At 60.9% G+C, this 24,104-nt stretch carries 22 protein-coding genes and 1 other annotated feature; of the genes, 13 read left to right on the top strand and 9 right to left on the bottom strand.

Annotated elements, in window-relative coordinates; genetic code table 11:
• Window positions 1–206: 206 nt before the first annotated feature.
• The 3 genes from guaA to D1646_RS15385 form a co-directional block, all read right to left on the bottom strand.
• On the bottom strand, window positions 207–1,742 hold the full coding sequence (guaA, locus tag D1646_RS15395; protein WP_160637322.1) for a glutamine-hydrolyzing GMP synthase: 1,536 nt from the start codon (window positions 1,740–1,742) through the stop codon (window positions 207–209).
• A gap of 68 nt (window positions 1,743–1,810) precedes the next feature.
• Window positions 1,811–3,391, bottom strand: a complete 1,581-nt coding sequence (gene asnB / locus D1646_RS15390; protein ID WP_160637321.1) for an asparagine synthase B — start codon at window positions 3,389–3,391, stop codon at window positions 1,811–1,813.
• A gap of 69 nt (window positions 3,392–3,460) precedes the next feature.
• The gene (locus D1646_RS15385; RefSeq protein WP_160637320.1) at window positions 3,461–5,557 is read right to left on the bottom strand and encodes a glutamine synthetase III; all 2,097 of its coding nucleotides are present in this window, start codon (window positions 5,555–5,557) and stop codon (window positions 3,461–3,463) included.
• Window positions 5,558–5,870: 313 nt separating this feature from the next.
• Between D1646_RS15385 and D1646_RS15380 the strand changes: the two genes are divergently transcribed.
• The 13 genes from D1646_RS15380 to ilvC all read left to right on the top strand — a co-directional run bounded on the left by D1646_RS15380 (window position 5,871) and on the right by ilvC (window position 17,754).
• Window positions 5,871–7,085 carry a glutamine synthetase family protein gene (locus D1646_RS15380; RefSeq protein ID WP_347565230.1) on the top strand — a complete coding sequence of 405 codons (1,215 nt, stop codon included), beginning with the start codon at window positions 5,871–5,873 and terminating at the stop codon, window positions 7,083–7,085.
• Between the two features lie 27 nt (window positions 7,086–7,112).
• Entirely contained in the window at window positions 7,113–7,697 is a 585-nt protein-coding gene (locus tag D1646_RS15375) for a response regulator (protein ID WP_160637319.1), read from the top strand.
• A gap of 33 nt (window positions 7,698–7,730) precedes the next feature.
• Complete coding sequence (locus D1646_RS15370) at window positions 7,731–9,023, top strand: putative ABC transporter permease (protein WP_160637318.1); 1,293 nt, start codon at window positions 7,731–7,733, stop codon at window positions 9,021–9,023.
• Between the two features lie 503 nt (window positions 9,024–9,526).
• Window positions 9,527–9,754, top strand: a binding site (T-box leader).
• Between the two features lie 40 nt (window positions 9,755–9,794).
• Window positions 9,795–11,423 carry a biosynthetic-type acetolactate synthase large subunit gene (gene ilvB, locus D1646_RS15365; RefSeq protein ID WP_160637317.1) on the top strand — a complete coding sequence of 543 codons (1,629 nt, stop codon included), beginning with the start codon at window positions 9,795–9,797 and terminating at the stop codon, window positions 11,421–11,423.
• A gap of 12 nt (window positions 11,424–11,435) precedes the next feature.
• Window positions 11,436–11,921, top strand: a complete 486-nt coding sequence (gene ilvN, locus D1646_RS15360) for an acetolactate synthase small subunit (RefSeq protein ID WP_160637316.1) — start codon at window positions 11,436–11,438, stop codon at window positions 11,919–11,921.
• Complete coding sequence (locus tag D1646_RS15355) at window positions 11,918–12,370, top strand: hypothetical protein (protein ID WP_160637315.1); 453 nt, start codon at window positions 11,918–11,920, stop codon at window positions 12,368–12,370. Before ilvN (D1646_RS15360) ends, D1646_RS15355 begins: the two co-directional genes overlap by 4 nt.
• A 13-nt stretch (window positions 12,371–12,383) precedes the next feature.
• Window positions 12,384–12,761 carry a hypothetical protein gene (locus tag D1646_RS15350; RefSeq protein WP_160637314.1) on the top strand — a complete coding sequence of 126 codons (378 nt, stop codon included), beginning with the start codon at window positions 12,384–12,386 and terminating at the stop codon, window positions 12,759–12,761.
• A 23-nt stretch (window positions 12,762–12,784) separates the two neighbouring features.
• Window positions 12,785–13,570: an SMI1/KNR4 family protein gene (locus D1646_RS15345; protein WP_160637313.1), complete on the top strand. Its 786-nt coding sequence runs from the start codon at window positions 12,785–12,787 to the stop codon at window positions 13,568–13,570.
• A 13-nt stretch (window positions 13,571–13,583) separates the two neighbouring features.
• The gene (locus D1646_RS15340) at window positions 13,584–14,078 is read left to right on the top strand and encodes a YfbM family protein (RefSeq protein WP_160637312.1); all 495 of its coding nucleotides are present in this window, start codon (window positions 13,584–13,586) and stop codon (window positions 14,076–14,078) included.
• Window positions 14,079–14,134: 56 nt separating this feature from the next.
• Window positions 14,135–14,392: a DUF4177 domain-containing protein gene (locus D1646_RS15335; protein ID WP_160637311.1), complete on the top strand. Its 258-nt coding sequence runs from the start codon at window positions 14,135–14,137 to the stop codon at window positions 14,390–14,392.
• Window positions 14,393–14,471: 79 nt separating this feature from the next.
• Entirely contained in the window at window positions 14,472–16,175 is a 1,704-nt protein-coding gene (ilvB, locus tag D1646_RS15330; protein WP_160637310.1) for a biosynthetic-type acetolactate synthase large subunit, read from the top strand.
• A gap of 12 nt (window positions 16,176–16,187) precedes the next feature.
• On the top strand, window positions 16,188–16,754 hold the full coding sequence (gene ilvN, locus D1646_RS15325) for an acetolactate synthase small subunit (RefSeq protein ID WP_160637309.1): 567 nt from the start codon (window positions 16,188–16,190) through the stop codon (window positions 16,752–16,754).
• The gene (gene ilvC / locus D1646_RS15320; protein ID WP_160637308.1) at window positions 16,735–17,754 is read left to right on the top strand and encodes a ketol-acid reductoisomerase; all 1,020 of its coding nucleotides are present in this window, start codon (window positions 16,735–16,737) and stop codon (window positions 17,752–17,754) included. The genes ilvN (D1646_RS15325) and ilvC overlap by 20 nt, the downstream gene beginning before the upstream one ends.
• Window positions 17,755–18,194: 440 nt before the next feature.
• On the opposite strand, the gene D1646_RS15315 is transcribed toward ilvC, so the two are convergent.
• The 6 genes from D1646_RS15315 to D1646_RS15290 form a co-directional block, all read right to left on the bottom strand.
• The gene (locus D1646_RS15315) at window positions 18,195–18,485 is read right to left on the bottom strand and encodes a trypsin-like peptidase domain-containing protein (RefSeq protein WP_160637307.1); all 291 of its coding nucleotides are present in this window, start codon (window positions 18,483–18,485) and stop codon (window positions 18,195–18,197) included.
• A 25-nt stretch (window positions 18,486–18,510) separates the two neighbouring features.
• Window positions 18,511–19,194, bottom strand: a complete 684-nt coding sequence (locus D1646_RS15310; protein ID WP_160637306.1) for a hypothetical protein — start codon at window positions 19,192–19,194, stop codon at window positions 18,511–18,513.
• Between the two features lie 457 nt (window positions 19,195–19,651).
• Window positions 19,652–20,095 carry a helix-turn-helix transcriptional regulator gene (locus D1646_RS15305; protein WP_160637305.1) on the bottom strand — a complete coding sequence of 148 codons (444 nt, stop codon included), beginning with the start codon at window positions 20,093–20,095 and terminating at the stop codon, window positions 19,652–19,654.
• 298 nt (window positions 20,096–20,393) lie between these two features.
• Complete coding sequence (locus tag D1646_RS15300; RefSeq protein ID WP_160637304.1) at window positions 20,394–21,452, bottom strand: NAD(P)H-dependent oxidoreductase; 1,059 nt, start codon at window positions 21,450–21,452, stop codon at window positions 20,394–20,396.
• Between the two features lie 10 nt (window positions 21,453–21,462).
• Window positions 21,463–22,764: a lactate dehydrogenase gene (locus tag D1646_RS15295; RefSeq protein ID WP_160637303.1), complete on the bottom strand. Its 1,302-nt coding sequence runs from the start codon at window positions 22,762–22,764 to the stop codon at window positions 21,463–21,465.
• A 25-nt stretch (window positions 22,765–22,789) separates the two neighbouring features.
• On the bottom strand, window positions 22,790–23,863 hold the full coding sequence (locus D1646_RS15290) for an SMI1/KNR4 family protein (RefSeq protein ID WP_160637302.1): 1,074 nt from the start codon (window positions 23,861–23,863) through the stop codon (window positions 22,790–22,792).
• Between the last annotated feature and the right edge of the window lie 241 nt (window positions 23,864–24,104).

The following is a 24,104-nucleotide window of genomic DNA, read 5'->3' as shown; positions in this document are numbered from 1 at the left end:
AAAAAGCCCTTACCGATGTTGCCATCGGTAAGGGCTTTTTAATATGGATTTTGTCACCCACAAGCCGCAAAGGAACACTTTTCACCTGCAATCCACCGGGGATACAGAATGATACGGCCTATGGGGAGCGTTATCAAATCGTTATCAAAAGAGGGGCATAAAACCGGGAAAGCGTTGCGCCGCAAGGGGTTTGAGACTTCTGAAACTCATTCCCACTCGATGGTGGCGGGAGGCTTACTGGTAATATCGTACACGATGCGGTTGATTCCCCTCACCTCGTTGACGATACGGCTGGAGACCCGGTCCAGCAGGTCGTAGGGGAGGCGGGCCCAGTCGGCGGTCATAAAGTCGGAGGTGGTCACGGCGCGGAGGGCCAGGGTGTAGTCATAGGTGCGCCCGTCCCCCATGACGCCCACGGAGCGGGTGTTGGTGAGAACGGCGAAGTACTGATTGGCGCACTTGTCCTCCCCGGCCCTGGCCATTTCCTCCTGGAAGATGGCGTCAGCCAGACGGAGGGCGTCCGCCTTCTCCTTGGTAATATCCCCGATGATACGGATGGCCAGACCGGGGCCGGGGAAGGGCTGGCGGCTCACCAGATACTCGGGCAGGCCCAGCTCCCGGCCCAACTGGCGCACCTCATCTTTAAAGAGCATCCGCAGGGGCTCCACAATCTCCTTAAAGTCCACATAGTCGGGCAGGCCGCCCACGTTGTGGTGGCTCTTGATGACGGCGGCCTCCCCCGCCCCCGACTCGATGACGTCGGGGTAGATGGTGCCCTGGGCCAGGAAGTCCACCGCGCCGATTTTTTTAGACTCCTCCTCAAAGACCCGGATAAACTCCTCCCCGATGATTTTCCGCTTGTGCTCTGGCTCCTCCACGCCGGCCAGCCGTTTCAGGAAGCGGTCTGCCCCGTCCACCCGGACAAAGTTCAGGTCCCACTGGGCGAAAGCCTCCTCCACCTCGTCCCCCTCGTTCAGGCGCATGAGGCCGTGGTCCACGAAGACGCAGGTGAGCTGACTGCCCACCGCCTCGGCCAGCAGGGCGGCGGCCACCGAGGAGTCCACCCCGCCGGACAGGGCCAGCAGCACCTTCCCGGAGCCGATTTTCTCTCTCAGCTGGGCGATGGCGGTGTTCTTGTAGTCCCCCATGGTCCAGTCGCCGTGGGCATGGCAGACCTCATAGAGAAAATTGCGGATCATGTCTACCCCGTGCCGGGTGTGGTTTACCTCGGGGTGGAACTGGACGCCGTAGAACCCCCGGCTCTCGTCGGCAATGGCCACATTGGGGCAGGCGTCGGAGCGGGCGGTGAGGGCAAAGCCCTGGGGCACCTTGGCCATATAGTCCCCGTGGCTCATCCAGGACACCCCCTGGGCGGGCAGACCCTGGAAGAGCTTACAGGAGGTGTCGTACCAAGTGTCGGTCTTGCCGTACTCCCGGGCGGAGTCGTCCTGGGCGGGAGTCACCTGTCCCCCCAGGGCGTGGGCCATGAGCTGACAGCCATAGCAGATCCCCAGGATGGGCACGCCCCAGTTGAAAATGTCCGGGTCAATCTGGGGGGAGTCGTCCAGGTAGACCGAGTTGGGCCCGCCGGTGAAGATAATGCCAATGGGGTTGAAAGCTTTCAGCTGGTCCAGGGGGGTTGTCCAGGGCTTGACCTCGCAGTACACATTGCACTCCCGCACCCGCCGGGCGATGAGCTGGTTGTACTGTCCGCCGAAGTCAATAATGAGAATTTTTTCCATAATGTCCCTCCGTCTGTTTTTATTGGAACAGACCTCAAAGCAGCCGAAGGGAATGTCTGGGGTCTGTTTTATATGCCGCTGCCGCCGTAGTTTGCCAGGACCCGGGCAGAGGGGTCGTCCACGTCGCAGCCCGCCCAGGACCTGTTGGGCATCCAAAAATCCGCCACCATGGCGCTCTGGCCGGGGTAGTACTGTTCAAAAATCTCTCGGTAGAGCAAAGACTCCTTGGTGAAGGGCCGGGCGTGGGAATAGTTCTGCCGCCGGGCCTCAAACTCCTCTTGGGTGTACTGGGTCTCGGCGTACTCTTTCAGATCCTCCACCAGGGAGTGGCCCACCGCGTCGGAGAAGGCGGCCTTCTCCCGCCACAGGATGCTTTCCGGCAGCCAGTCCCCCTCAAAGGCCCTTCGCAGCAGGTACTTGCCCTTACCGCGGGTGTTCATTTTTTGGGCTGGGTCGATGGACATAACATACTCTACAAAGTCCAGGTCGCCGAAGGGGACCCGGGCCTCCAGGGAGTTGACCGAGATACACCGGTCCGCCCGGAGCACGTCATACATATGCAGCTCCTCCACCCGTTTTTCCGCCTCCTCCTGGAAGGCCTGGGGGTCGGGGGCGAAATCGGTGTACTTGTAGCCGAAGAGCTCATCGGAAATCTCGCCGGTGAGGAGGACCCGGATGTCGGTCTGCTCATGGATGGCCTGGCAGATGAGGTACATCCCCATGCTGGCCCGGATGGTGGTAATGTCGTAGGTGCCCAGCACCTCAATGACCCGCTCCAGACTGGACAGCACATCCTCTCTGGTGATGATGATCTCCCGGTGGTCGCTGCCGATGAAGTCCGCCGCCTGCCGGGCGTATTTCAGGTCGATGGCGTCGGTGTCCATGCCGATGGCGAAGGTCCGGATGGGGCTTTTGCTCCGTCTGGCGGCGATGGCGCACACCAGGGAGGAGTCCAGCCCGCCGGACAGCAGGAAGCCCACCTTGGCGTCGGCCACCAGCCGCTTCTCCACCCCGGCCACCAGCTTTTCCCGGATGTTCCTGCAAAGAATTTCCAACTCATCATAGCAGAAATGGTCCGCTTTGGCAATATCGCGGTAGCGGATAAATTTTCCAGCTCTGTAGTAGTGCCCCGGGGGGAAGGGGGTAATCTCCCCCACCAGGCCCAGCAGGTTCTTGGGCTCGCTGGCGAAAAGGATGGTCCCTGCGCCGTCGTACCCGTAGTAGAGGGGGCGGATTCCGATGGGGTCCCGGGCGGCGATGAACTCCCCCGTCTGGCCGTCGTAGAGGATGCAGGCAAACTCCGCGTCCAGCATGGCGAACATCTCCGCGCCGTACTCCCGGTAGAGGGGGAGCAGGATCTCACAGTCGGAGCCGCTCCGAAAGGGATAGCCCTTCCGCTCCAACTCCTGTTTCAGCTTCTCAAAGCCGTATATCTCGCCGTTGCACACCGCATAGCTGCCGTCCAGGGCGAAGGGCTGCATCCCCTCCGGGGTCAGGCCCATAATGGCCAGCCGGTGGAAGCCCAGCAGGCCCTCTCCGGCGGACACCATCCGGCTGTCGTCGGGCCCCCGGCTGAGGGTGCGCTGAAAGCCGGCGCGGAAAGCGTCCAGGTCGGCCACGGGGCCGCAACATCCAATAATCGAACACATATTGTTTCCTCCCAATTTCCCGGCGCGGCTCCGGCGGCGGGATGGCGCTGCCGGAGCCGCAGGGGTTCGTTACCGCACACCAAACAGCAGGTCGCCGTAGGTGGGGAAGGGCCAGTACTTCCTGGCGGTGAGGGTCTCGGCCTCGTCGCAGGGCTGGCGCAGCTGGTTCATTTTGTCCAGGACCTCGTCCCGGATGACCTGGGACTCCTTCCCAATGTCTTCCAGGCCGTCCAGCCCCAGCACCGCCTGCTCCAGCTGGGCGGCCCGGAGGGAAATCTGGTCCGCCAGGCCGGACAGCTGGGACACCAGGCCGGTCTCATAGGCGCAGGGACAGCCAGGAAGCAGGGCCTTTTTGGCGGCGGCGGCGCTGGCGGTGTCCAGCAAAAAGGCCTGAATGGCGGGGATGATCTCGGTGCGGGCCATGTCCACCATAGTGTTGGCCTCAATGCGGATGGTCTTGCAGTAGTTTTCCAGGGTCACCTCATACCGGGAGACCAACTCCGCCCTGGAGTAGACCTTGTGAGCGGTGAGCATGGACACATTCTTCTCGTCCAGCAGGTGGGGGACGCAGTCGGGGGTTGTGGGGTAGTTGAGCAGCCCCCGTTTCTCGGTGGCCTCTCTGATCCAGGCGTCGTCGTAGCCGTTGCCGTTGAAGATAATGCCCTTGTGGTCCTGGATGATCTGGCGGATCACGTCCTGGAGGGCGGCTTCAAAGTCCTCCGCCCCCTCCAGCCGGTCGGCGCAGACCCGCAGGCTCTCGGCCACGGCGGTGTTGAGCATAATGTTGGCGCAGGCGATGGAGTTGGCGGAGCCCAGCATCCGGAACTCGAACTTGTTGCCGGTGAAGGCAAAGGGGGAGGTGCGGTTGCGGTCGGTGGTGTCCCGGCGGAACTTGGGCAGCACGTCCACACCCAGGCGCACCTTGCCGGTGTCGATGCTGGTGTAGGGGGCGTCATACTCGATGCAGCCCAGAATGGCGGCCAGCTCATCCCCCAGGAAGATGGACACCACGGCGGGGGGCGCCTCGTTGGCCCCCAGGCGGTGGTCGTTGCCGGCGGAGGCCACCGCAATGCGCAGCAGGTCCTGGTAGTCGTCCACCGCCTGGATGACGGCGCACAGGAAGAGCAGGAACTGGGCGTTTTCATAGGGGGTCTCGCCGGGGGAGAGAAGGTTAATCCCGGTGTCGGTGGCCAGGGACCAGTTGTTGTGCTTGCCGGAGCCGTTGACTCCCGCAAAAGGCTTCTCATGGAGCAGGCACACCAGGCCGTGGCGGGCAGCCACCTTCTGCATCATCTCCATGGTGAGCTGGTTGTGGTCGGTGGCAATGTTATTGGTGGCGTAGATGGGGGCCAGCTCGTGCTGGGCGGGGGCCACCTCGTTGTGCTGGGTCTTGGCCAGGATGCCCAGCTTCCACAGCTCGTCGTTCAGGTCCTCCATAAAGGCGGCGACCCGGGGCTTGATGGCGCCGAAGTAGTGGTCGTCCATCTCCTGACCCTTGGGGGGCCGGGCGCCGAAGAGGGTCCGGCCAGTGAAGCGCAGGTCCCGGCGGCGCTCATACATCCCGGCGTCCACCAGGAAGTACTCCTGTTCCGGCCCCACGCAGGGGATGACCCGCTTCACGTCCTGATTGCCGAACAGCCGCAGGATGCGCAGGGCCTGCCGGTTCAGCGCCTCCATGGACCGGAGCAGAGGGGTCTTCTTGTCCAGGGCCTCCCCGTTGTAGCCGCAGAAGGCGGTGGGGATACACAGAGTTCTGTCCTTGATAAAGGCGTAGGAGGTGGGGTCCCAGGCGGTGTAGCCCCGGGCCTCGAAGGTGGCCCGCAGTCCCCCGGAGGGGAAGGAGGAGGCGTCGGGCTCCCCCTGGATCAGCTCCTTGCCGGAGAACTCCATAATCACCCCGCCGTCGGGGGAGGGGGAGATGAAGCTGTCGTGCTTCTCGGCGGTGACCCCGGTGAGGGGCTGGAACCAGTGGGTAAAGTGGGTTGCCCCGTGGGCAACGGCCCAGTCCTTCATGGCGTTGGCCACGGCGTTGGCGACCCCGATGTCCAGCTTCGCCCCCTGGTCAATGGTCCTGTGCAGGGACTTGTAGACCCCGGCGGACAGATTGGCCTTCATCTCCCTGTCGTCAAAAACCCGACTTCCAAAATACTCCGGTACTGCTGCCATGTGCATTCACCCTTTCATAATGTCAAGCTCTCCCCGGGGAGGCTAGTGCAGACATGAAAAAAGGTAAAGACGTCTCTAAGGGTTCACCTTAAAGACGCCTTTGCCTTTACTAGGGCATTATACGCCGGAAAGGGGTTTCTGTCAACGGATTTTTTCACTTTTTGAGAAACCCTGTCACAGCTTCCAAAATCACCTTCCGAAAAAAATCCCCTTCCTGTGGGGACAGCCAAAAATGGGGCGGATGGTGTTTGCGGTGGAAAGGGGTTGAGAAATGTGGTATAATGGGATGAAAAAGCGGGAGAAAGCAGGTAGTATGATGAAGTATTCCCAGAGTGAAGTGATCCAGTATATCCGGGAGGAGGAGGTGGCCTTTATCCACCTGGCCTTCTGCGACATTTTTGGCCGGCAGAAGAACATTTCCATTATGCCCAACCAGCTCCCCCGGGCCTTTGACCAGGGCATCCCCTTCGACGCCTCCGCCATTGCCGGCTTCGGGGATGAGACCCGCTCCGACCTGCTGCTGCGCCCCGACCCGGAGACCCTGATGCTCCTGCCCTGGCGGCCGGAGCACGGGCAGGTGGTGCGCATGTTCTGTTCCATCGTCTATCCCGACAGCCGGCCCTTTGAGTGCGACACCCGCAGTCTCCTGCGGACCACCGCCGCCCAGGCGGAGGGGATGGGTTACCGATTTCTCTTTGGGGCAGAGCAGGAGTTTTATCTGTTCAAGCTGGACGAGAACGGCGAGCCCACCAAGCTCCCCTACGACCGGGCGGGCTACATGGACATTGCCCCCGAGGACAGGGGGGAGAACATCCGCCGGGAGATCTGCCTCACCCTGGCCCGGATGGGCATCCTGCCCGAGTGCTCCCACCACGAGGAGGGACCGGGACAGAACGAGATCGACTTCAAGTACTCCGACCCCCTCACCGCCGCCGACAATGTGATGACCTTCCAGTCCATTGTGAAGTTCATCGCCCAGCGCAACGGACTGTGGGCTGATTTCTCCCCCAAACCCCTGCCCGACGCCCCGGGGAGCGGCTTTCATATCAATATGTCGGTGCAGGGGGCGGACGGCAGAGATCACCTGCTGGAGATGGTGGCGGGGGTTTTGGACAAGATCGAGGAGATGACCCTGTTCCTCAACCCGGTGGAGGCATCTTACGCCCGTTTCGGCGGCCACAAGGCGCCCAAATACATCTCCTGGTCGGAGGAGAACCGCTCCCAGCTGGTGCGCCTGCCCGCCGCCGTGGGGGAGTACCGCCGGGCGGAGCTGCGCTCCCCTGACCCCATGGCCAATCCCTATCTGGCCCTGACCCTGATGATCCGGGCGGGGCTCCACGGCATTGTGGACCGGCAGGCGCTGCCTGAGCCGGCCAACCTAAATCTATTCCAGGCGGACGCGGAGACTCTGAAGAGCTTCAAATGTCTGCCCCAGAGCCTGGACCTGGCCCGGGCCGCGGCGGCCAGGAGTCCCTTTATCCGGGGCAGCCTCCCCAGGCAGCTGCTGGAGGGCTGCTGCGGCGGATGAAGTAAGACAGACGGGAGGTGAGGACCGGTGAGCTTGCAGGAGCGGGGATACAGTGTACTGGTGGTGTCGGCGTCAGAGCGGTTCAACGCCTCCCTGAGGGAGTTTCTGCCCGAGGCGGTGTACAGCCCCATTGTCACCGCCTCCAGCGTCAGCGCGGCGGAGCGGGAGTGGGCTCAGCGCCCCTTTGACCTGATGTTTGTCAACTGCCCCCTGCCCGACGACGCCGGGGTCCGCTTCGCCATGGACCGCTGCCGGACGGGCGGGACGGTGGCGCTGCTCTTTGTGGCCGCCGAGCTCTACGACCAGGTCAGCGGCCGGGCAGGAGAGCGGGGGGTGTACACCCTGCCCAAGCCGGTCCCCCGGGGGGCGATGGTGCGGGCCCTCAAGTGGATGACCATAACCCGGGAGCGGCTGCGGGGCTTTGAGAAAAAGGTCCAGCCCATTGAGGAGAAGATGGAGGAGATCCGGCTGGTGAACCGGGCGAAATGGCTGCTCATCAGGGAACGGAACATGACCGAGCCCGACGCCCACCGGTATATTGCCCGCCAGGCCATGGACCGCTGTATCTCGAAGCGGGCGGTGGCGGAGGAGATCATCCGGCTGTATTCATAGTATGACACAGTTCGAAAGGAGAGGTGAGGTCCCATGGACGGGGGACAGTGGCTTGATTTGGGGGTCTATCTGCTGATTTACTCCTTTTTGGGCTGGTGCGCAGAGGTGCTGTACTACGCGGCGGCCCGGCGGCAGTTCTGCAACCGGGGCTTTTTGACCCTGCCCTTTCTGCTGTCCTACGGGATGGCGGCCAGCCTAATGATCCTGACTCTGCCTGCCCTGGCGGGGCGGTATGGGATACAGTTTTTGTTCACAATGGCGGCGGTGGCGGTAACGGAAAGTATGGCCGACCACCTCAACCGCCAGCTGGGCCCTGGGGTCCACTGGGGCGGGGAGCGGCCCCGGGCGCTGGGGGGCAGCCTGCGGGGGCTGATCTTCTCGGCGGCGGTGGCGGCCTGCTGCTACATTACATATCTGGTAGTCCACCCCCTGGTACTGGCGGTGGTGACCCTGGCTCCGGCGCTGGTGAAGAAGATTCTGGTTGGGACCCTCTTCGCCCTGATGGCGGCGGACTTTGTGGGAGTCATGTATACCCTGCGCACCGGCGGGCCCCAGGCCTACGCCCATCGGGAGGCCCACAGCAGCGAGGGCCGCATTGCCAGCCGGATCACCGACGGGGTGTGGCGGCGGCTTCAGCGGGCCTACCCCGGCATTCGGGAGATGACCCCGGAGGAACAGGACCGCTGCGCCTTTGCCCGGGGGATCTGCCTGGACAAGCTGGTGTGGGTGTTCCTGATCTCCGCCCTGCTGGGGGATGTGATCGAGACCTTCTGGTGCGGCCTGGTGGACCACCAGTGGATGAACCGGTCCAGCGTGCTCTATGGCCCCTTCAGCTTTGTCTGGGGACTGGGGGCGGTGGTGCTCACAGTGGCCCTGCGGAAGCTGGTCCAGCGGGACTCCTTCCTTGTCTTCGCCGCCGGATTTGTTATTGGCGGGACCTACGAGTATTTGTGCAGCGTGTTCACTGAGCTGGTATTCGGCACGGTGTTCTGGGACTACAGCGCCATGCCTTTGAACATCGGAGGGCGGACCAATGTGCTGTTCTGCTTCTTCTGGGGCCTGCTGGCGGTAGTGTGGATCAAGGTCATCTATCCAAAGATGTCCCAGGTGATCGAGCGGGTCCCGGCCCTGGCGGGGAAGGTGGTCACCTGGGTCGTGGTGCTGGTGATGGTGTGCAATGGCCTGCTCACCGGGGCGGCCATGATCCGCTACAGCGCCCGCCCTCTCCAGCCCTGGCCGGTCAACGCTTTTGAGGAGTTTTTGGACCGGCAGTACGGCGATGACGTAATGAAGGCCCGCTGGCCCAATATGATTTCGGCGGCATAGGACGGGACGCCCCCGCTTTGTCCTCCCTCCGCCCCTGCGAAGCAGGGCCAAACAAGCGGCGCAGCCGCTTGGCCCCCTTTGGCAAAGGCGGGGATTGTCTTAGGAAATCTGCTTCTATTTCAGATTTTAGGCAGAATCAGTGCCAGCAAATCAATCCCCACCGGCTTCACGGGAGCCCCTTTTCAAAGGGGCCAGGCCGCCTGCGGGCGGGACGGGGGATGAGCCCTGCGAAGCAGGCCCGCACAAGCGGCGAAGCCGCTTGCCCCCTTTGGCAAAGGGGGCCCCTGAGCGAAGCGAGGGATTGTCCCTAGGAGCACCATCTGCTATTTCAGATTTCAAGTCGAAGTAATGCCAGCAGGTCAATCCCCACCGGCTTCGCCGGGCCATAAAACAGCAGACTAGGGTCGTCCGGCCCTACGAGAGACCCTTTACGAATGAAAGAAAATCCTAAAAAAGGAATTGACAAACGGGGACGAATGGAGTAAGATAAGGAACAATCATCAAAAAAAGCGATGACCGGGATAGTAGGCTTGTCCGGATGCGAAGAGAGGGCGCGGCTGGTGTAAGCGCCTGTGAAGGACCTCCCCCGAACCTCACCCGCGAGCAGTCCCTCTGAACCGGCGGAAGGCCCCAGTAGGCGGGAACGGTCCCCCTCCGTTACAGGGCAACGAGTGCATGGCTAAGGCCATGAATTTAGGTGGTACCACGGAGTATTTGGCTTCGTCCTAGCAGATTAGGACGAGGCTTTTTGTTTTTTGGAGGTGACGCTTTATGAATGGAGCGCAGGCACTGATCGAGAGCTTAAAACGGGAACAGGTAACCCATATATTCGGCTACGCCGGGGCCACCATCTGTCCGGCGGTGGACGCGCTGAAGGACGCCCCAGAGATTGGCTACACCCTGGTGCGGACGGAGCAGAACGCGGGACATATGGCCTCCGGCTACGCCCGGGTCAGCGGCAAGGTGGGAGTGTGCATGGTCACCTCCGGCCCGGGGGCCACCAACCTGATTACCGGCATCGCCACCGCCTATATGGACTCCATCCCCATGGTGGCCATTACCGGCCAGGTACCCAGCCACCTGCTGGGGCGGGACATCTTTCAGGAGGTGGACATCACCGGCGCTGTGGCTCCCTTCTCTAAGCACAGCTACCTGGTGAAAAATCCCAACGATATCCCCCGGGTGGTACGGGAGGCCTTCCACATCGCCTCCACAGGCCGCCCCGGACCGGTCCTGATCGACATTCCCGTGGACGTTCAGGAGAAGCAGCTGAAGAGCTTTGACTGGCCGGAGACGGTGAACATCCGGGGCTACAAGCCCAGTGTGAAGGGCAACGATCTGCAGATCAAGCGGGTGGCCGAGGCCATCTCCAAGGCCAGACAACCCATTATCTGCGCCGGGGGCGGCGTGTGGCTGGCCAACGCCAGGGAGGAGCTGCTGGAGCTGGCGGAGGGCACCGGCATCCCCGTGGTGAAGACCATGATGGGCATCTCCCTCATGCCAACCGACCACCCCCTGAATATGGGCATGATCGGCGCCCACGGCAACCACTGCGCCAACAAGGCCCTGGCCAAGTCCGACCTGCTGATTATGGTGGGGACCCGGGCCGCCGATCGGGCCATCATTCAGCCCGACGAAATTCAGCGCCGCATGGCCACCATCCACATCGACGTGGACCCGGCGGAGATCGGCAAAAATATGCAGGCCGCCGTCCCTCTGGTGGGGGATGTGAAGGTGATTCTGCGGCAGATTCTGGACCTGGGGGTTGCCGCCCCCGACTGCGCGGAGTGGCGGGCCATGCTGGCCGACTTCCGCCGGGCGGAGCTGAGCCGTCAGTTCCCCAGCCGCCCCGGCTCCGTCTTCCCCGGCACCGTCATGCGGATGCTGGGGGCCCGCCTGGAGGACGACGCGGTGGTGTGCGCCGACGTGGGCCAGAATCAGATCTTTACCTGCAAGTACTTGCCCCAGAAACAGGGGCGGCTGCTCACCAGCGGCGGCCTGGGCACCATGGGCTACGCCCTGCCCGCCGGAGTGGGAGTGAAGGTGGCCCAGCCCGGGCGGCAGACAGTGGTGGTGTGCGGCGACGGCTCCTTCCAAATGGCGATGAATGAGCTGGCGGCGGTGCGGCAGGCCAATATGGACCTGAAGATCCTCCTCTTCCAGAACAACACCCTGGGCCTGGTCCACCAGATCCAGAGCCGTCCCCCCTACCATGGCCCCTTCGGGGTCTCGCTGGACGGCTCTCCCGACTTCCAGACCATCGCCGCCGCCTACGCCATCCCCTGCGTGACAGCGGACGAGGAGGAGGAGCTGGACGCCGCCCTGGACCGCTTTCTGGCGGAGCCCGGCCCCTGCCTGATGATCTGCCGGGTCAGCCCCGACGTATCCACCACCGACTAAAGGAGGGAGAAGATGAAACAGACCATTTCCGTGCTGGTGGAAAACCAGGCCGGTGTGCTCAACCGGATCACCGGCCTGTTTTCCCGCCGGGCCTTTAATATCGACTCCCTGGCCGTGGGGGTCACCGACGACCCCGCCATCTCCCGCATCACCATCATTGTGGACAGCGGAAACAGCGTGGTTGAGCAGGTGGAAAAGCAGCTGAACAAGCTCATTGAAGTGATTAAAGTGCGCACCATCCCCGAGGACAAGATGATTGGCCGGGAGCTGGTCCTTCTCAAGGTGAACGCCACCAACAAGACCCGGCAGGATATTATGACCATCTGCGACATTATGGGGGCCAAGGTCTCCGATATCTCCCCCAACTCCATGACCCTGGAGCTGTCCGACACCCCCGACCGCATCGACACCTTTGAGGCCATGCTCCGCCCCTTCTCCATTCTGGAGGTGGTCCGCACTGGCGTGATCGCATTGCAGAAGGGAGGCGGAAAGATATGATGGAGCTTGAAGTGATCCCCAAGCAGGACACAGTTCCCGATTTTGACCCCCGGGGGATTCAGGTGCAGTATATGGAATATGGCCGGAAGCACTACAGCGGCGATGAGATCATCGAGGATTTGATTGCCAAATTCCTCCGGCAAATCCCCTCCGGTGTGGACGCCCTTCTGTACCTGGACCCAGATGGGGAGGACAACTGGCTGGAGGTCCTGTGCGACGGGGAGTGGCTGGCCCTGGGCTTCTGTGGCGACTTCGGGCAGAACAATTACTACTCCTACAATCCCGACTTCGCGGGAAAGACGGACCTGACCGGCCTGAAAAGCGGCGGCCAGTCCCCCGTGGAAAAAATGCTGGCCCTCCAGGATATCCCGACCGGGGTCAAGGCGGTGGAGTATTTCATCCGCACCGGGGAATTTTACCCGGGCATCCACTGGGCCAGGCAGCTCTAAGGCTATAGACAGCATGATGTGGCGCTGGTGGAAAAAGCCCCGGAAAATCGTGGTGGACGGGAGAGTCTACCGCTGGGTCCTGGCGGACTGCCCCCGGTGGCGGGAGCTGAGGGTCTACCGGGAAGGGGAAAAACAGCCGGTCCTCCGCCTGGGGCTGACCTACTCGGAGTGCTGGGGCATTGACCTGTTCCGGCCCAGGACGGCGGCCTATGTCATCGGCTGGCAGGAGGGCCGGGGCGTATCACGTTCCCCCGTCTTCCTGCGGGAGGAGCCCGCCCTGCTGGAGGGGCTGCTGGACCTGTCCTTTGCCCCGGAGGAGCAGGAGGAGCGGGCGCGGTTTCTGGAGCGGATTAAAACAGACAATCCGCCGCCCTATAAGTGGGAGTACTGAGCTTGAACAAGGAGGACGCCGCTGTGAGCGAAAAACGGTATCAGATTTCCCCCATTGAGCTGGTCCTGTGGGCCGAGCCGCTGTTCGGGGACGAGGAAGCCCCCGCCCAGGGCCTTTCCCAGGAGCTGGTTGCCTCCTACGAGGCGGCGGCAGGCTTCCAGCTCCCCGCCGCATTGCGGGAGTACTATCTCGCCTGCGGCAAGGCCAGCCTGAACGAAATGCTCCACCCCATTTTCCTTCCAGACAAGGACGCCAAGCCCTTCAACCACCATCTAACCTTCTCCCACGTCTATATCGAGGACGAGATGCAGGACCACCGGAAGTACAACGAGACCGGCTCCGAGGAGCAGGAGCGGATCTGGGCTTTGCCCAGGGAGCGCTGGGAGGAGGAACAGGAGAACTATCTGCTGTTCTGGTGTGAGAACCAGGGCTGCTGGCTGGCGGGTATCCAGAAGCGGGACCTGGACCAGCCAGACCCGCCGGTGTACTTCAACGACCAGGATACCATGTACCACTGGGCGCCCTTTGGGGATTCGGTCTCCTCCTTCCTGATCGCTACCATCATTGAGGTCATAGAGGATGAAACCACCGCAGATACCAGCACCTTCGAGGACCTGGAAGAGATTCAGCAGATTTTGGAGGAGGCCGGGGTGGACTTCCAGCGTTTGTGTGAGCCCTACCCCTTCCCTGGCGGGCGCTTCTGCCACACCTGCCTGGACCCCGAGACCAACACGCTGTATGTCTACGGCGAGGAGGCGGAGAACCGCCCCGCCTATTTGAAGGTAATAACGCCCTGGGACGAGGACTGAGGGAGGCGCTTTTATGAGCTGTCTTGGCGGCTTTCGGGCCATTACAAAGGAAGAACTGGACAAGCTGCGGAATGTACCCAGAGAGGACCGGGTCCCCGACTATCTGGACGAGATGGAGCAGGTGTATTCCTGCGACCTGGACAAGGCCTGGGACGCCATCCACCGGGCCCTGACCAATGGCAGACTGGAGTACGGCGGCAGCAAGTACGCCCCCGGCAGCTGGGTCATCCTGGGGGGCGAGGTGCTCCGGGGGGACCGGGAGGGCGAAGAGGATTATATCGTCACCTGTAAAAATCCCCACCAGGTCCTGCGGGTGTACCGCTTCCTCCAGGCGCTGACCGAGGAAACATTCCGAACGCTCTATTTTGCCATTGACCCCGACGAGTACGGTATGGAGCTCAGCGAGGACGACTTTGAGTACACCTGGTATAATTTATCCGATTCTATCCCCTTCTGGAAAAACGCGGCGGAAAAACAGCTGTGGGTCCTGTTCGATGTGGACCAGTAGCGCCGCTGCTAAAGCAGCTTCCAGACTGTAATTCATTTATTAGGAGAGACCGAAATATGGTCGATTACAGCGATACTTCCACATTTTCCACCGCTTCTGGAAAGAACCTTCAATATGTCGTACTGCAAGTGACGCTGAAGGAAAAATTTATGGGCACCGGCTCCAAAAATCTGACCGACCTGGAGGCGGTGATCAATGAGCAGGCCGCCAAGGGCTACCGCCTACACACCATCACCACCGCCAGCGGCGGCAGCTCCGGATGGGGCGGCGGCGACCGCATCCAGGCCACCATGGTCTTTGAGAAGATATTGTAAAAGAAAGAGAAAAAACGAAGTTTTTTCCAAAAGTTCTTTCGCTTCCTTTCTTACAAGAAAGGAAGAAAAAGGAGGCACTATGAAAATACGAGCGACTGCGGCCATCATGGAGTGCCTGCTGGAGCAGGAAGTGGACACCGTCTTCGGCTATCCCGGCGGGACCATCCTGAATCTCTATGACGAGCTGTATAACTACAAGGAGAAAATACACCACGTTTTGACCGCCCATGAACAGGGGGCCTCCCATGCCGCTGACGGTTACGCCCGTTCCACCGGGAAAGTGGGGGTGTGCTTCGCCACCAGCGGCCCCGGGGCCACCAACCTGGTCACTGGCATTGCCACCGCCTACATGGACTCCTCCCCCATCGTCTTCATCACCTGCAACGTCACCGAGCAGACCTTGGGTAAGGACGCCTTCCAGGAGGTGGACATTACCGGCATCGCCATGCCCATCACCAAGGCGGCCTACCTGGTCCGGGACGCCCAGACCATCCCCGACGTGATGCGTCAGGCCTTCGCCGTGGCAGCCACCGGGCGGCCCGGGCCGGTGCTCATCGACGTTGTGAAAAACGTCACCTTCCCCAACGTGGAAATCGACTATGAGTTTGTCCCCTGGAGCAAGAACCGGGCCTGCGGCAGTCTGAAGGCCCTGGCGGACAGCCACAATCTGAAAGCCCCTGAGCCCAACCAGGGGGACATTGACACCCTGGTGGACATGATTGCCCAGGCGGAAAAGCCGCTGCTCATCTGCGGCGGCGGCGTAGTCCGGGGCCGGGCCCACAGGGAGTTTCAGGAGTTCGCCGAAAAGCTGGACGCCCCGGTGGCCATCACCGTCATGGGCGGGGGCGGCTTCCCCGGGGGGCATCCCCTCACCACCGGCATGATTGGAATGCACGGCTCCCAGGCCAGCAATGTGGCCTGCAACGAGTGCGACCTCCTGATTGCCGTGGGCTGCCGGTTCTCCGACCGGGTTGCCCTCCAGCCGGATACCTTCGCCAGCCAGGCCAAAATCGTCCACATCGACATTGACCGGTCGGAGATCGACAAAAACGTCCTTACCGACCACCACATCATCGGCTCCGCCAAGCGGGTTCTGGAGCTGCTGAATTCGCGTCTGCCCCAGTACAGCCATCGGTCGTGGAAGGAGCACATCCTCCCCCTGCGGGAGCCCTCCGTCCCCCGGCAGAGCGAGTCCCTCACCCCCAAACAGGTGCTGGAGACCATTCGCCGGCTGGCCCCCCAGGACACCATTGTGGCCACCGACGTGGGCCAGCACCAGATGTGGTCCATCCAACACTTCCACTTCGACTACCCCGGCCAGCTGCTCACCTCCGGCGGCTTCGGCACCATGGGCTTCGGCCTGGGGGCGGCCATCGGGGCCAAGGTAGGCAACCCGGACAAGGTGGTGGTCCACACCACCGGCGACGGCTGCTTCCGCATGAACTGCCACGAGCTGGCCACCGTGGAGCACTATAACCTGCCCATTATCACCGTGGTCTTTAACAACGGGACCCTGGGCATGGTGCGCCAGTGGCAGAACCTGATCTACCACAAGCGCTTCTCCGAGACCACCCTGGACCGGGGCCCCGACTTTGTTAAACTGGCGGAGGCCTACGGGCTCAAGGGCTTCCGGGCCACCACCATGGCGGAGGTGGAGACCGCCTTTTCCGCCGCACTGGAGGCGGGGGGCGGCTGCGTCATCGACTGCGTTCTGGATATGGACGAGATGGTCCGGCCCATGGTGGCGGGCGGAGCCCATATCACCGACTTTTTGCTCAAGTAAGGGGGGCCCGGAATGAAACGTGAATTTGACGCGCGCAAGAAGCTCTATACCCTGTGCATTCTGACCGACGACACCCCCGGGGTCCTGAGCCAGGTGGCCCGGCTGTTCTCCCGAAAGGGCTACAACATTGAGTCCATTGTCACCGGAGAGAGCGACCGCCCCCACACCGCACGGCTTACCATCAGCATTGTGGGGGACGAGCTGATGATCGACCAGATTGCCGCCCAGTGCCGCAAGCTCATCTGCGTTCAGGCGGTGAAGATTCTGGACGAGGGCACCTCCATCCGCCGGGAAGTGGCCCTGATTAAGGTCCGGGCGACCGACCGAAACGCCAGGGACGAGGTCATCCAAATGGCTAACATCTTCCGGGCCAACATCATCGATGTGAGCCGGGAAACCCTCACCGTGGCCATCTTCGGAGACCGGGACAAGATCTCCGCTCTGATCGATATGCTGGACGGCTTCGGGATCCTGGAGATCACAAAGACGGGTACCATCGCCATCGAAAGAGGGCGCAGCACCATATACGACGACAACAAACTCAAGGAGGAATACAACTATGGCAAAAATGTACTATGAGAAGGACTGCGATATCAACTACCTGGACGGCAAGAAGATTGCCATCATCGGCTACGGCTCCCAGGGCCACGCCCACGCCATGAACCTGAAGGACTCCGGCTGCGACGTGTGCGTCGGCCTGCGGGAGGGCTCCAAGAACTGGGCCAACGCCGAGACGGCCGGTCTGGCGGTCAAGACGGTGGCCGACGCCGCCAAGTGGGGCGATATCGTCATGATCCTTATCAACGACGAGGTCCAGGCCGACGTCTACAAGAAGGACATCGCCCCCAACCTGTCCGCCGGCAATATGCTCATGTTTGCCCACGGCTTCAACATCCACTTTAAGCAGATCGTCCCCCCCGCCGGTGTGGACGTGTCCATGATCGCCCCCAAGGGTCCCGGCCACACCGTCCGCTCCCAGTACGTGGCCGGCAAGGGCGTGCCCTGCCTCATTGCCGTGGAGCAGAATGCCACCGGCGACGCCTATAAGCTGGCGCTGGCCTACGCTGCCGGCATCGGCGGCGCCCGGGGCGGCGTGATGGAGACCACCTTCCAGGACGAGACCGAGACCGACCTCTTCGGCGAGCAGGCCGTGCTGTGCGGCGGCGTGGTGGAGCTGATGAAGCTGGGCTTCGAGACCCTGGTGGAGGCGGGCTACGCCCCCGAGAACGCTTACTTCGAGTGCATCCACGAGATGAAGCTCATCATCGACCTGATCAACAAGGGCGGCGTGGCCATGATGAACTACTCCATCTCCGACACCGCCGAGTACGGCGAGTATGTCTCCGGCCCCCGCATCCTGCCCTACGAGGAGACCAAGAAGAACATGAAGGCCGTCCTCACCGATATCCAGGACGGTGTGTTTGCCGGCAAGTGGATCGCCGAGAACAAGAACGGCCGCACTTTCTTCAACGCCAAGCGGGCCCAGCTGGCCAAGCACCAGATGGAGACCGTGGGCGCCGAGCTGCGCAAGAATATGCTCTGGGGCGATGACACCGACCCCGATACCGCCTCCAACTAAAAAACAGCTCCGCTTTCACTGTGGAAAACGGAGCCGCCCACACCCTTGACAGTTTGCGGGGAATGTATTATACTGTAGGTGTGTAGGGCGCTGCCGGGTTCAGGCGGTTTGGCCCAGCGCTATGTAAACATGTTTTAGGCAAAGCCTACGAAACCGTCACCTGCCGGGGTGGCGGTTTCACTTTACCTTGACCTGTACTGTTACAGTGTAACCACGAAAGTGGAATGTAACCGTGATTGTCATAGGCATTCGGGCCTCACCTCCTTTCGGAGGTTGGAGCCAAACCACCGTCCGCCTGCCGCGCACCTTGTCTTTTATTGTAGCAAATCCGGAGGATTATGTCAACAAGCAGGAGCATCCCGGCGGGGCGCTCCTGTTTTTTATATCTTCCGCAGCTGTTTCCCGAAGGGGGCCGCTCTCAGACCATATGACCTTTCAGATTAAAAGTCCTTAACAAATTTAATTATGTCTGTAGAAATGCGAACTGACATTTGACCAAGGTCAGTATTGGCTGTGTAAATTCCTATAACATAATTATAATCTGCCATGTCTACCACAGGGCTTCCGCTGTTTCCCGGAAATAATGCCGCATTGCAGTAAAATTCCTTAGGATCAACACGCGTTATATTTCCGGAACTATACCAGAGTGTTCCTTTGGGTCGATTTCCAGGATAGCCATATATACCAATCAAGCTGATATCGTTTAACTGTGAATCTGATTTCACTTTCATACCCAAATACCCTGTTCCGAGTGACTTATTTATTCTTATAATCCCAAAGCGGATTGTAGTGCACTTTCCATCCCACCGGGGTATTTGACGATGTCATTGTTGCACTTTCCAACCTCGATGTAGAGCCGCCCGGTGTTACAGTTACTGTTGACGCTTTTCCATGTACACGGTCTTGTATAGCATGTCCAGCAGTTAAAACCAAATCATCACCTACAAATACACCGGAGGCTGTTCCTGAATAACCGTCTGGAAATGTTACTTGCAAAAAGGCATTTGTGCGGTATGGATATTTGCTGTTAGATGGATAATCAATTTCACCATAAGTTTTAGCGCTTATAGGAGATAAAAATTCTTTTGCAATTTCTACATCTTCTGGGATATAGGGCTCTGTACTTGTACAGTCGTCGTCCTCTGGGGTCATAATCGACATTTCGCCAGTCACTGGGTCTGTGTGAATCCAGGAGGCTGGGTCTGCAATGAGACATTCTTGGAACAACTCATCTCCCAGTTCCTCTCTCAGGCGTTCCAGATGATCGTCCGCGCTGTGGGGGATAACTACGCCCTCCGTGGTCCAATTGATGGCATCATCAATAATCACAGGAATTTCATAGGGCTCCTCTTCGCTGCCAGAGACGCCAAAGGCGCAGATAGAGCATAACATAGCAACACTCAAAATACCAACCATGAGTGTAAACAAACGTTTTTTCATGTTTTCCTTCCTTTCTTGGAGTGTCATGTGTGGTTAATAGCGTACAGTTCCCGTCACCCTGACGGAATAGGACTCATTATTGCGGATTGCCAGAGTATACTGGCCGGGTTCCTCAATTTTGATTGACTTGTTGATACTCCCGGTAGTGCAGGACAAACAGCAGAAGACACTATCGGAATCAATATAGCCAAAATCAACGCTGGCGGACTTGGGCGTGTAAGTACAGTTATAGGTAATAGTCTCGCCCTTGTCCAGAGAAATTGACTGTCCTATGGGTGTGATAATATTTGCGGGAAGACTGTGATTTAGCCGTCCCGTCACCCGAGGCATCACAATTTCATTCATTGGAGCCTCCGCAGCTGACGCAGGAATAAAGGAACAGCTGAACAACAGCATACAGGCCAACAATGCGGCGGCAAGTTGTCTTCGTTTTATAGGGCATACCTCCTTCCACAAATTACTCCAAAGGAAACAACTCTATAGAATCCCCAATCATTGAATCATCTATCACACTCCTTTCCAACTGTGAACTGGGTACAGTTTTTACGTGCCGTCCCCAAAGGAACAGCGCGCCAACCCCAATCCCTGCGGCCAGGAGCAGAGCGGCCACCAACAACCACAAGCGGCGGTGTTTCGGTCTGGAAGCGGATATCTCCACTGGGGCTGGCGTCTCTTCTGCTGGCACATCCGGCGGCGGAGCTTCGGCGGTTTCCAGCGGGAGCGGGCCGCCCTTGAGCAGCACACCCGCCGGAATGTCAAACACCTGGCTCAGTTTCCGCAAATTTTCCGCCGAGGGGGAGAACTCCCCGTGTTCCCACCTGCCGATGGTCTGGCGGGCGACTCCCAACTGCTCCGTCAGCTCCTCCTGAGAGATGCCCTTTGTCTTTCTCAGCTCACTCAAGGAAAGGGTTGCCTTCATACTAATCAGACCTTTCAGTTTTGTCCAGCACATTTGTGTGACATAGACAATTTTTTTGATGTTACACTTCTGTTACATAGGCTTTCTGCGCAATGTAACAGCTATGTTACATAGGGATTGGATCATTGTAACTTATATGTTACAGCGCTCCGCGCCCTGGTGCTTCTGTCACTAAATACACCTGTCCATAGATATGCTGCATTATAGCACCTCCACCCCTTAAAAACAAGCAGGAGCCTCCGCCAACGGGGAGGCTCCTGCTTTTCTGTATTCTGTTTGTCTACCGGCAAAGGGTATCCAAAATCCTTTGGGAAAATGCCTCCAGGCGGTCCTCCACGCCGGGCAGGGCCAGGGCCTCGCGGGGGGCGTTGGCGGTTTCGATCAGGGCGAAGTTTTGGGGCAGGTAGAAGGACTTATTCATATTCATTGCGGAAATGACCTGCCGGGCCACCACGTCGCCGCCGGAGTAGCCGGACACCACGATGGCGAACACCGCCTTGTCGTAGAACCGGGTCAGGCGGAAGAGGGCGGTGAGGCGGTTGATGCAGGCGGTGAGGTTGGCGGACAGCGCGTCGTTATAGTTGGGGCACAGCAGCACCAGGGCGTCGGCGGTCCGGACGGCGGGGTAGACTTCATCCTGCATGACGCCGCCGTAGAAGCAGCCCCCCTGCTCCCCGAAGTGGAGGCACATGGTGTAGGGACAGCCGGAGCAGTCGCACAGGGTCCCGTTGCGCAGGCCAATCTCGTGGATGGTACAGCGCCCCTCAACCCGCTCCCGCACCTTTGACCACAGGTCCATGGTGTTGGAGGTGTGGTGGCTGGAGGCGTGGAGCACCAGCAGCTGAGGCCGCTCCTTTTGGGGCAGGGAGAAGGTCTCCACCCGCTCTGCCAGCTCCCGGGCGGCGTGGCGGTAGGCGCCCATCCGGTCGGCGCCCAGGTTCTTGGCCTGAACGTCGAAGTTGGCCAGGGAGCCGGTGGCCTCCACCAGGGGGCGGCCCACCAGGGCGCAGCCCGCCCGGTTCAGGGCCAGGGCCAGCTCGGCGGCGGCCGACTTGGTGTACAGCTCCCCCGCCCCGTCCACAATGATGCCGGCAGTGCAGCCCTCCAGCAGTTTGGGCTCCTTCCGCAGCTGGGCCAGCATCCGGATATATTCCAGATTGGTTCCGGTATCTCCCAGAGCCAGCGCAAACAGCAGCCGCTGGCCCTTCAGACTGACCAGCTTCTTCGCGGTCCGGATTGCCCGGACTTCCTGCCCGGCTAAGGTGTGATTCAGGACGCCCTCCAGCCGCTGGCCGGCCCAGCCCGCATCGGGGGTCGGATAAATGAGTGTAATCGACATAGCGTAACCCCTAAATAATCGTTTTCAGATGCTCCGCCGCCTCCCGGATGTGGGCGAAGAGCGGGTCGGGAATATGGGGCAGCAGCTCGGTCTCAATCCCGGCGGGGGTGTAGCGGTTCTTGACCCCCATATAGATGCCGTCCAGGAAGACGGACCCACAGTGCCACTCCCCCCGCAGGGTCAGCAGCAGAGACAGCGCCCCGGAGGACAGAGCGGGGGCCACGTAGGGCTTGAAGCCGATCTCCCGCATTTTCAGGTTGGCGGTGACGGTGAGCCGGGTCAGCTCCTGGGACAGGGCCTCATCGTAGCGGTCGATAGAGTTGGCAATCCACAGCCCCGTGCCGTGGGGACCGAAGGACCGGCCCTCGGTGAGGAAGGAGGCCAGCCTGGGGTCCCGCTTGGCGAAGTAGGCCGCCCGGGCGTTCATAACCCCCAGGCCGAAGCCCTGGATCTGCTCCGGGCGCAGGCCCTGGCCGTCCCAATTGCCCTTCTCGTCCCGGTTGCTCTCCAGATAGGCGGTCTTGGCCAGGGGGTCCACCGGGTCGGACACGGCGCACCACAGCCCCCGGAAGTGTTTCGCCCGGGCCATTTGGGCGTAGTGCTTCACAATTTTGGCGTTGTTCTCAAATTGGTACATCCGCACGTCCTTCACCTGGGACCCCACCGGCGGAATGCCCTTGGAGGCCACAAAGACGAACATATCACAGTCAAAGAGGTGCTCCGGGTCCACCACCTCCACCTCGGGGAAGACGTTGTAGTCCCAGGGCAGATTGATTTGACCCATCTCGAACTCCCACCGGGCTGTGGTCTGGCCGCTGAGGTCGCAGATGCCAATGGAGGAGATCACATCCCCGCCCAGCAGCTTCAGGCCGATGAGGAGGGTTGAGCCCACGTCCCCGATGGCCAGGATGTTAACCCGCTTTTTCCCCGTCTGGGGGGACCAGGTCAGAAGCTCCTCCCAGCCGGGGCGGCTGGTGTTGACAGCGGTGAGCCGGCCCTCGGCGATGGCCCGCTCCACCGTCTCGTCCACCATCAGGGGAATGGGGCGGCAGTCTGGCGGCGGCATCAGGGCCTCGCCGCAGGGGCCGCTGCTGTCCAGAGGCATCAGACGGGAGGCGTCCAGCACCTCCAGCCCGTGGCTGTCCAGCAGCTGGCCTGGGTGGTTTACTTTAAAGCTCCCCCGGCCCAACACCGGGTCCCCGGGGACGGCGGCGAACAGACGCCAGCTGTTGGCGGGCTCCACCTCCGGGCCGAACTCCTCACAGGGGGTCAGGGAGACCAGATTTGCTCCCCTGTAGTTGTAATAATACATGATAATATCACGTCCTATTTCGATTTTAGGGGTCGAAGAAGGTCTGTACAAAGGCCTCGAAGGTGGGCTTGGGGTACAAATCCCTCTCCTCCGCTTCCCCGTATTGGAAGGTGACCAGGTCACGCCCCATGTGGTACTTGTCCCGGGGGCCAAACATCTCCCCGAAAAACCGCTCCACCTCCGGACTGCCGGGGAATTGCTCCAACAAAGTCTCTTCATAGCAGCGGTAAAAGCTCTGGCTCTTTCGGCTCAGCGCCCCCGGACTGTCGATGGCGTGGAGCAGCCTGACCATCCCGCTCCAGTCCTGTGCCTGAACAGCGGCGTAAAAGTCCCGGACCTGGGCCCGTTCCCGCTGGAACCGGCGGCGCTTCTCCCCAGAGAGATTTCTGCAAACATCCTCTGTGCGGTCCACATAGGACATGAAGTAGTCCGCAAAGGTCTCCCGCAAATAGTCCGCCTGGTACGCGGCAAAGGTGCGGGGCTCGGGATAGGCCAAGTCGGGGTCGCAGTCGGTGGTGGAGCAGTGGACATAGCCCCGGTGAGAGCCGTTGAGAATGAGGTAGACGTCCCCGGTGCAGCCCTCATTGGCGATCATATACTGGCCGTAGTGCAGCAGAGGATTGACCACCGCCTCGTCCAGGGCGGCCTCCAGCTTGCCGCTCCACTGCCGGTACAGAGGTCTCTGCCACTTTTCCTCCCCCAGGTGGGGGGCGTCGGGAAAGTACTCCAGGTACAGCGCCCAGTCGTCGTCCATGCCGTACCAGTGGATGAACCGGCGAAGCACGTCCTGAAATTTTTCCTCTTGGTCTTGGCTGTAAATGCAGGGGCGCGGGAGATACCGGGCCACCTCGTCCACAGGACAGCAGAGAGGGGACAAGCCGTAGGCCGGGCCCGCGCCGCCGTTGCCCAGCCGGGTCAGATAGGTCCGGTAGTCCTCCGGGAGCGTCACCTGCATCAGCTCCTCCCAGGCCGCCAGCTCCTCCAGGGGGAGGACCGGGTTAAACAGGTGGGCGTGGCCCCAGCAGGCGAACTGAGCCAGGTCCATGTCCCACCGGCTGGCCTCGTCCAGCACGGCGCGGATCTTGGGGACGTCCAGCATAGTTTTTCCTCCTCTCGGTGGTGAAATTCCAGCGACGTCAGCCACCCCGCTCTCTTTGGCAAAGGGGCCAGGCCACCTGCGGGCAGGACGAGGGATTGTCAACGGCAGACTATCTTCTACCCGAAATTCCAAGTAGAAACAGTGCCAGCAAATCAATCCCCACCGCTTCGCGGAGCCCCTTTTCAAAGGGGCCTGGCCGCCTGCGGGCGGGACGAGGGATGAGCCCTGCGGAGCAGGGCCG

The organism is Pseudoflavonifractor sp. 60, from assembly GCF_009911645.1.
Lineage (GTDB): Bacteria > Bacillota > Clostridia > Oscillospirales > Oscillospiraceae > Lawsonibacter.
The sequence above is the reverse complement of the archived record's forward strand: the minus strand, read 5'-3'. Positions and strand labels throughout refer to the sequence as shown.

Bases quoted from the DNA above. Each gene is read 5' to 3' on its own strand.
- guaA (WP_160637322.1), bottom strand. From the start codon at position 1,742: ATGGAAAAAATTCTCATTATTGACTTCGGCGGACAGTACAACCAGCTC.
- asnB (WP_160637321.1), bottom strand. From the start codon at position 3,391: ATGTGTTCGATTATTGGATGTTGCGGCCCCGTGGCCGACCTGGACGCT.
- D1646_RS15385 (WP_160637320.1), bottom strand. From the start codon at position 5,557: ATGGCAGCAGTACCGGAGTATTTTGGAAGTCGGGTTTTTGACGACAGG.
- D1646_RS15380 (WP_347565230.1), top strand. From the start codon at position 5,871: ATGATGAAGTATTCCCAGAGTGAAGTGATCCAGTATATCCGGGAGGAG.
- D1646_RS15370 (WP_160637318.1), top strand. From the start codon at position 7,731: ATGGACGGGGGACAGTGGCTTGATTTGGGGGTCTATCTGCTGATTTAC.
- ilvB (WP_160637317.1), top strand. From the start codon at position 9,795: ATGAATGGAGCGCAGGCACTGATCGAGAGCTTAAAACGGGAACAGGTA.
- ilvN (WP_160637316.1), top strand. From the start codon at position 11,436: ATGAAACAGACCATTTCCGTGCTGGTGGAAAACCAGGCCGGTGTGCTC.
- D1646_RS15355 (WP_160637315.1), top strand. From the start codon at position 11,918: ATGATGGAGCTTGAAGTGATCCCCAAGCAGGACACAGTTCCCGATTTT.
- D1646_RS15350 (WP_160637314.1), top strand. From the start codon at position 12,384: ATGATGTGGCGCTGGTGGAAAAAGCCCCGGAAAATCGTGGTGGACGGG.
- D1646_RS15340 (WP_160637312.1), top strand. From the start codon at position 13,584: ATGAGCTGTCTTGGCGGCTTTCGGGCCATTACAAAGGAAGAACTGGAC.
- D1646_RS15335 (WP_160637311.1), top strand. From the start codon at position 14,135: ATGGTCGATTACAGCGATACTTCCACATTTTCCACCGCTTCTGGAAAG.
- ilvB (WP_160637310.1), top strand. From the start codon at position 14,472: ATGAAAATACGAGCGACTGCGGCCATCATGGAGTGCCTGCTGGAGCAG.
- ilvN (WP_160637309.1), top strand. From the start codon at position 16,188: ATGAAACGTGAATTTGACGCGCGCAAGAAGCTCTATACCCTGTGCATT.
- ilvC (WP_160637308.1), top strand. From the start codon at position 16,735: ATGGCAAAAATGTACTATGAGAAGGACTGCGATATCAACTACCTGGAC.
- D1646_RS15315 (WP_160637307.1), bottom strand. From the start codon at position 18,485: ATGAAAGTGAAATCAGATTCACAGTTAAACGATATCAGCTTGATTGGT.
- D1646_RS15310 (WP_160637306.1), bottom strand. From the start codon at position 19,194: ATGAAAAAACGTTTGTTTACACTCATGGTTGGTATTTTGAGTGTTGCT.
- D1646_RS15300 (WP_160637304.1), bottom strand. From the start codon at position 21,452: ATGTCGATTACACTCATTTATCCGACCCCCGATGCGGGCTGGGCCGGC.
- D1646_RS15295 (WP_160637303.1), bottom strand. From the start codon at position 22,764: ATGTATTATTACAACTACAGGGGAGCAAATCTGGTCTCCCTGACCCCC.
- D1646_RS15290 (WP_160637302.1), bottom strand. From the start codon at position 23,863: ATGCTGGACGTCCCCAAGATCCGCGCCGTGCTGGACGAGGCCAGCCGG.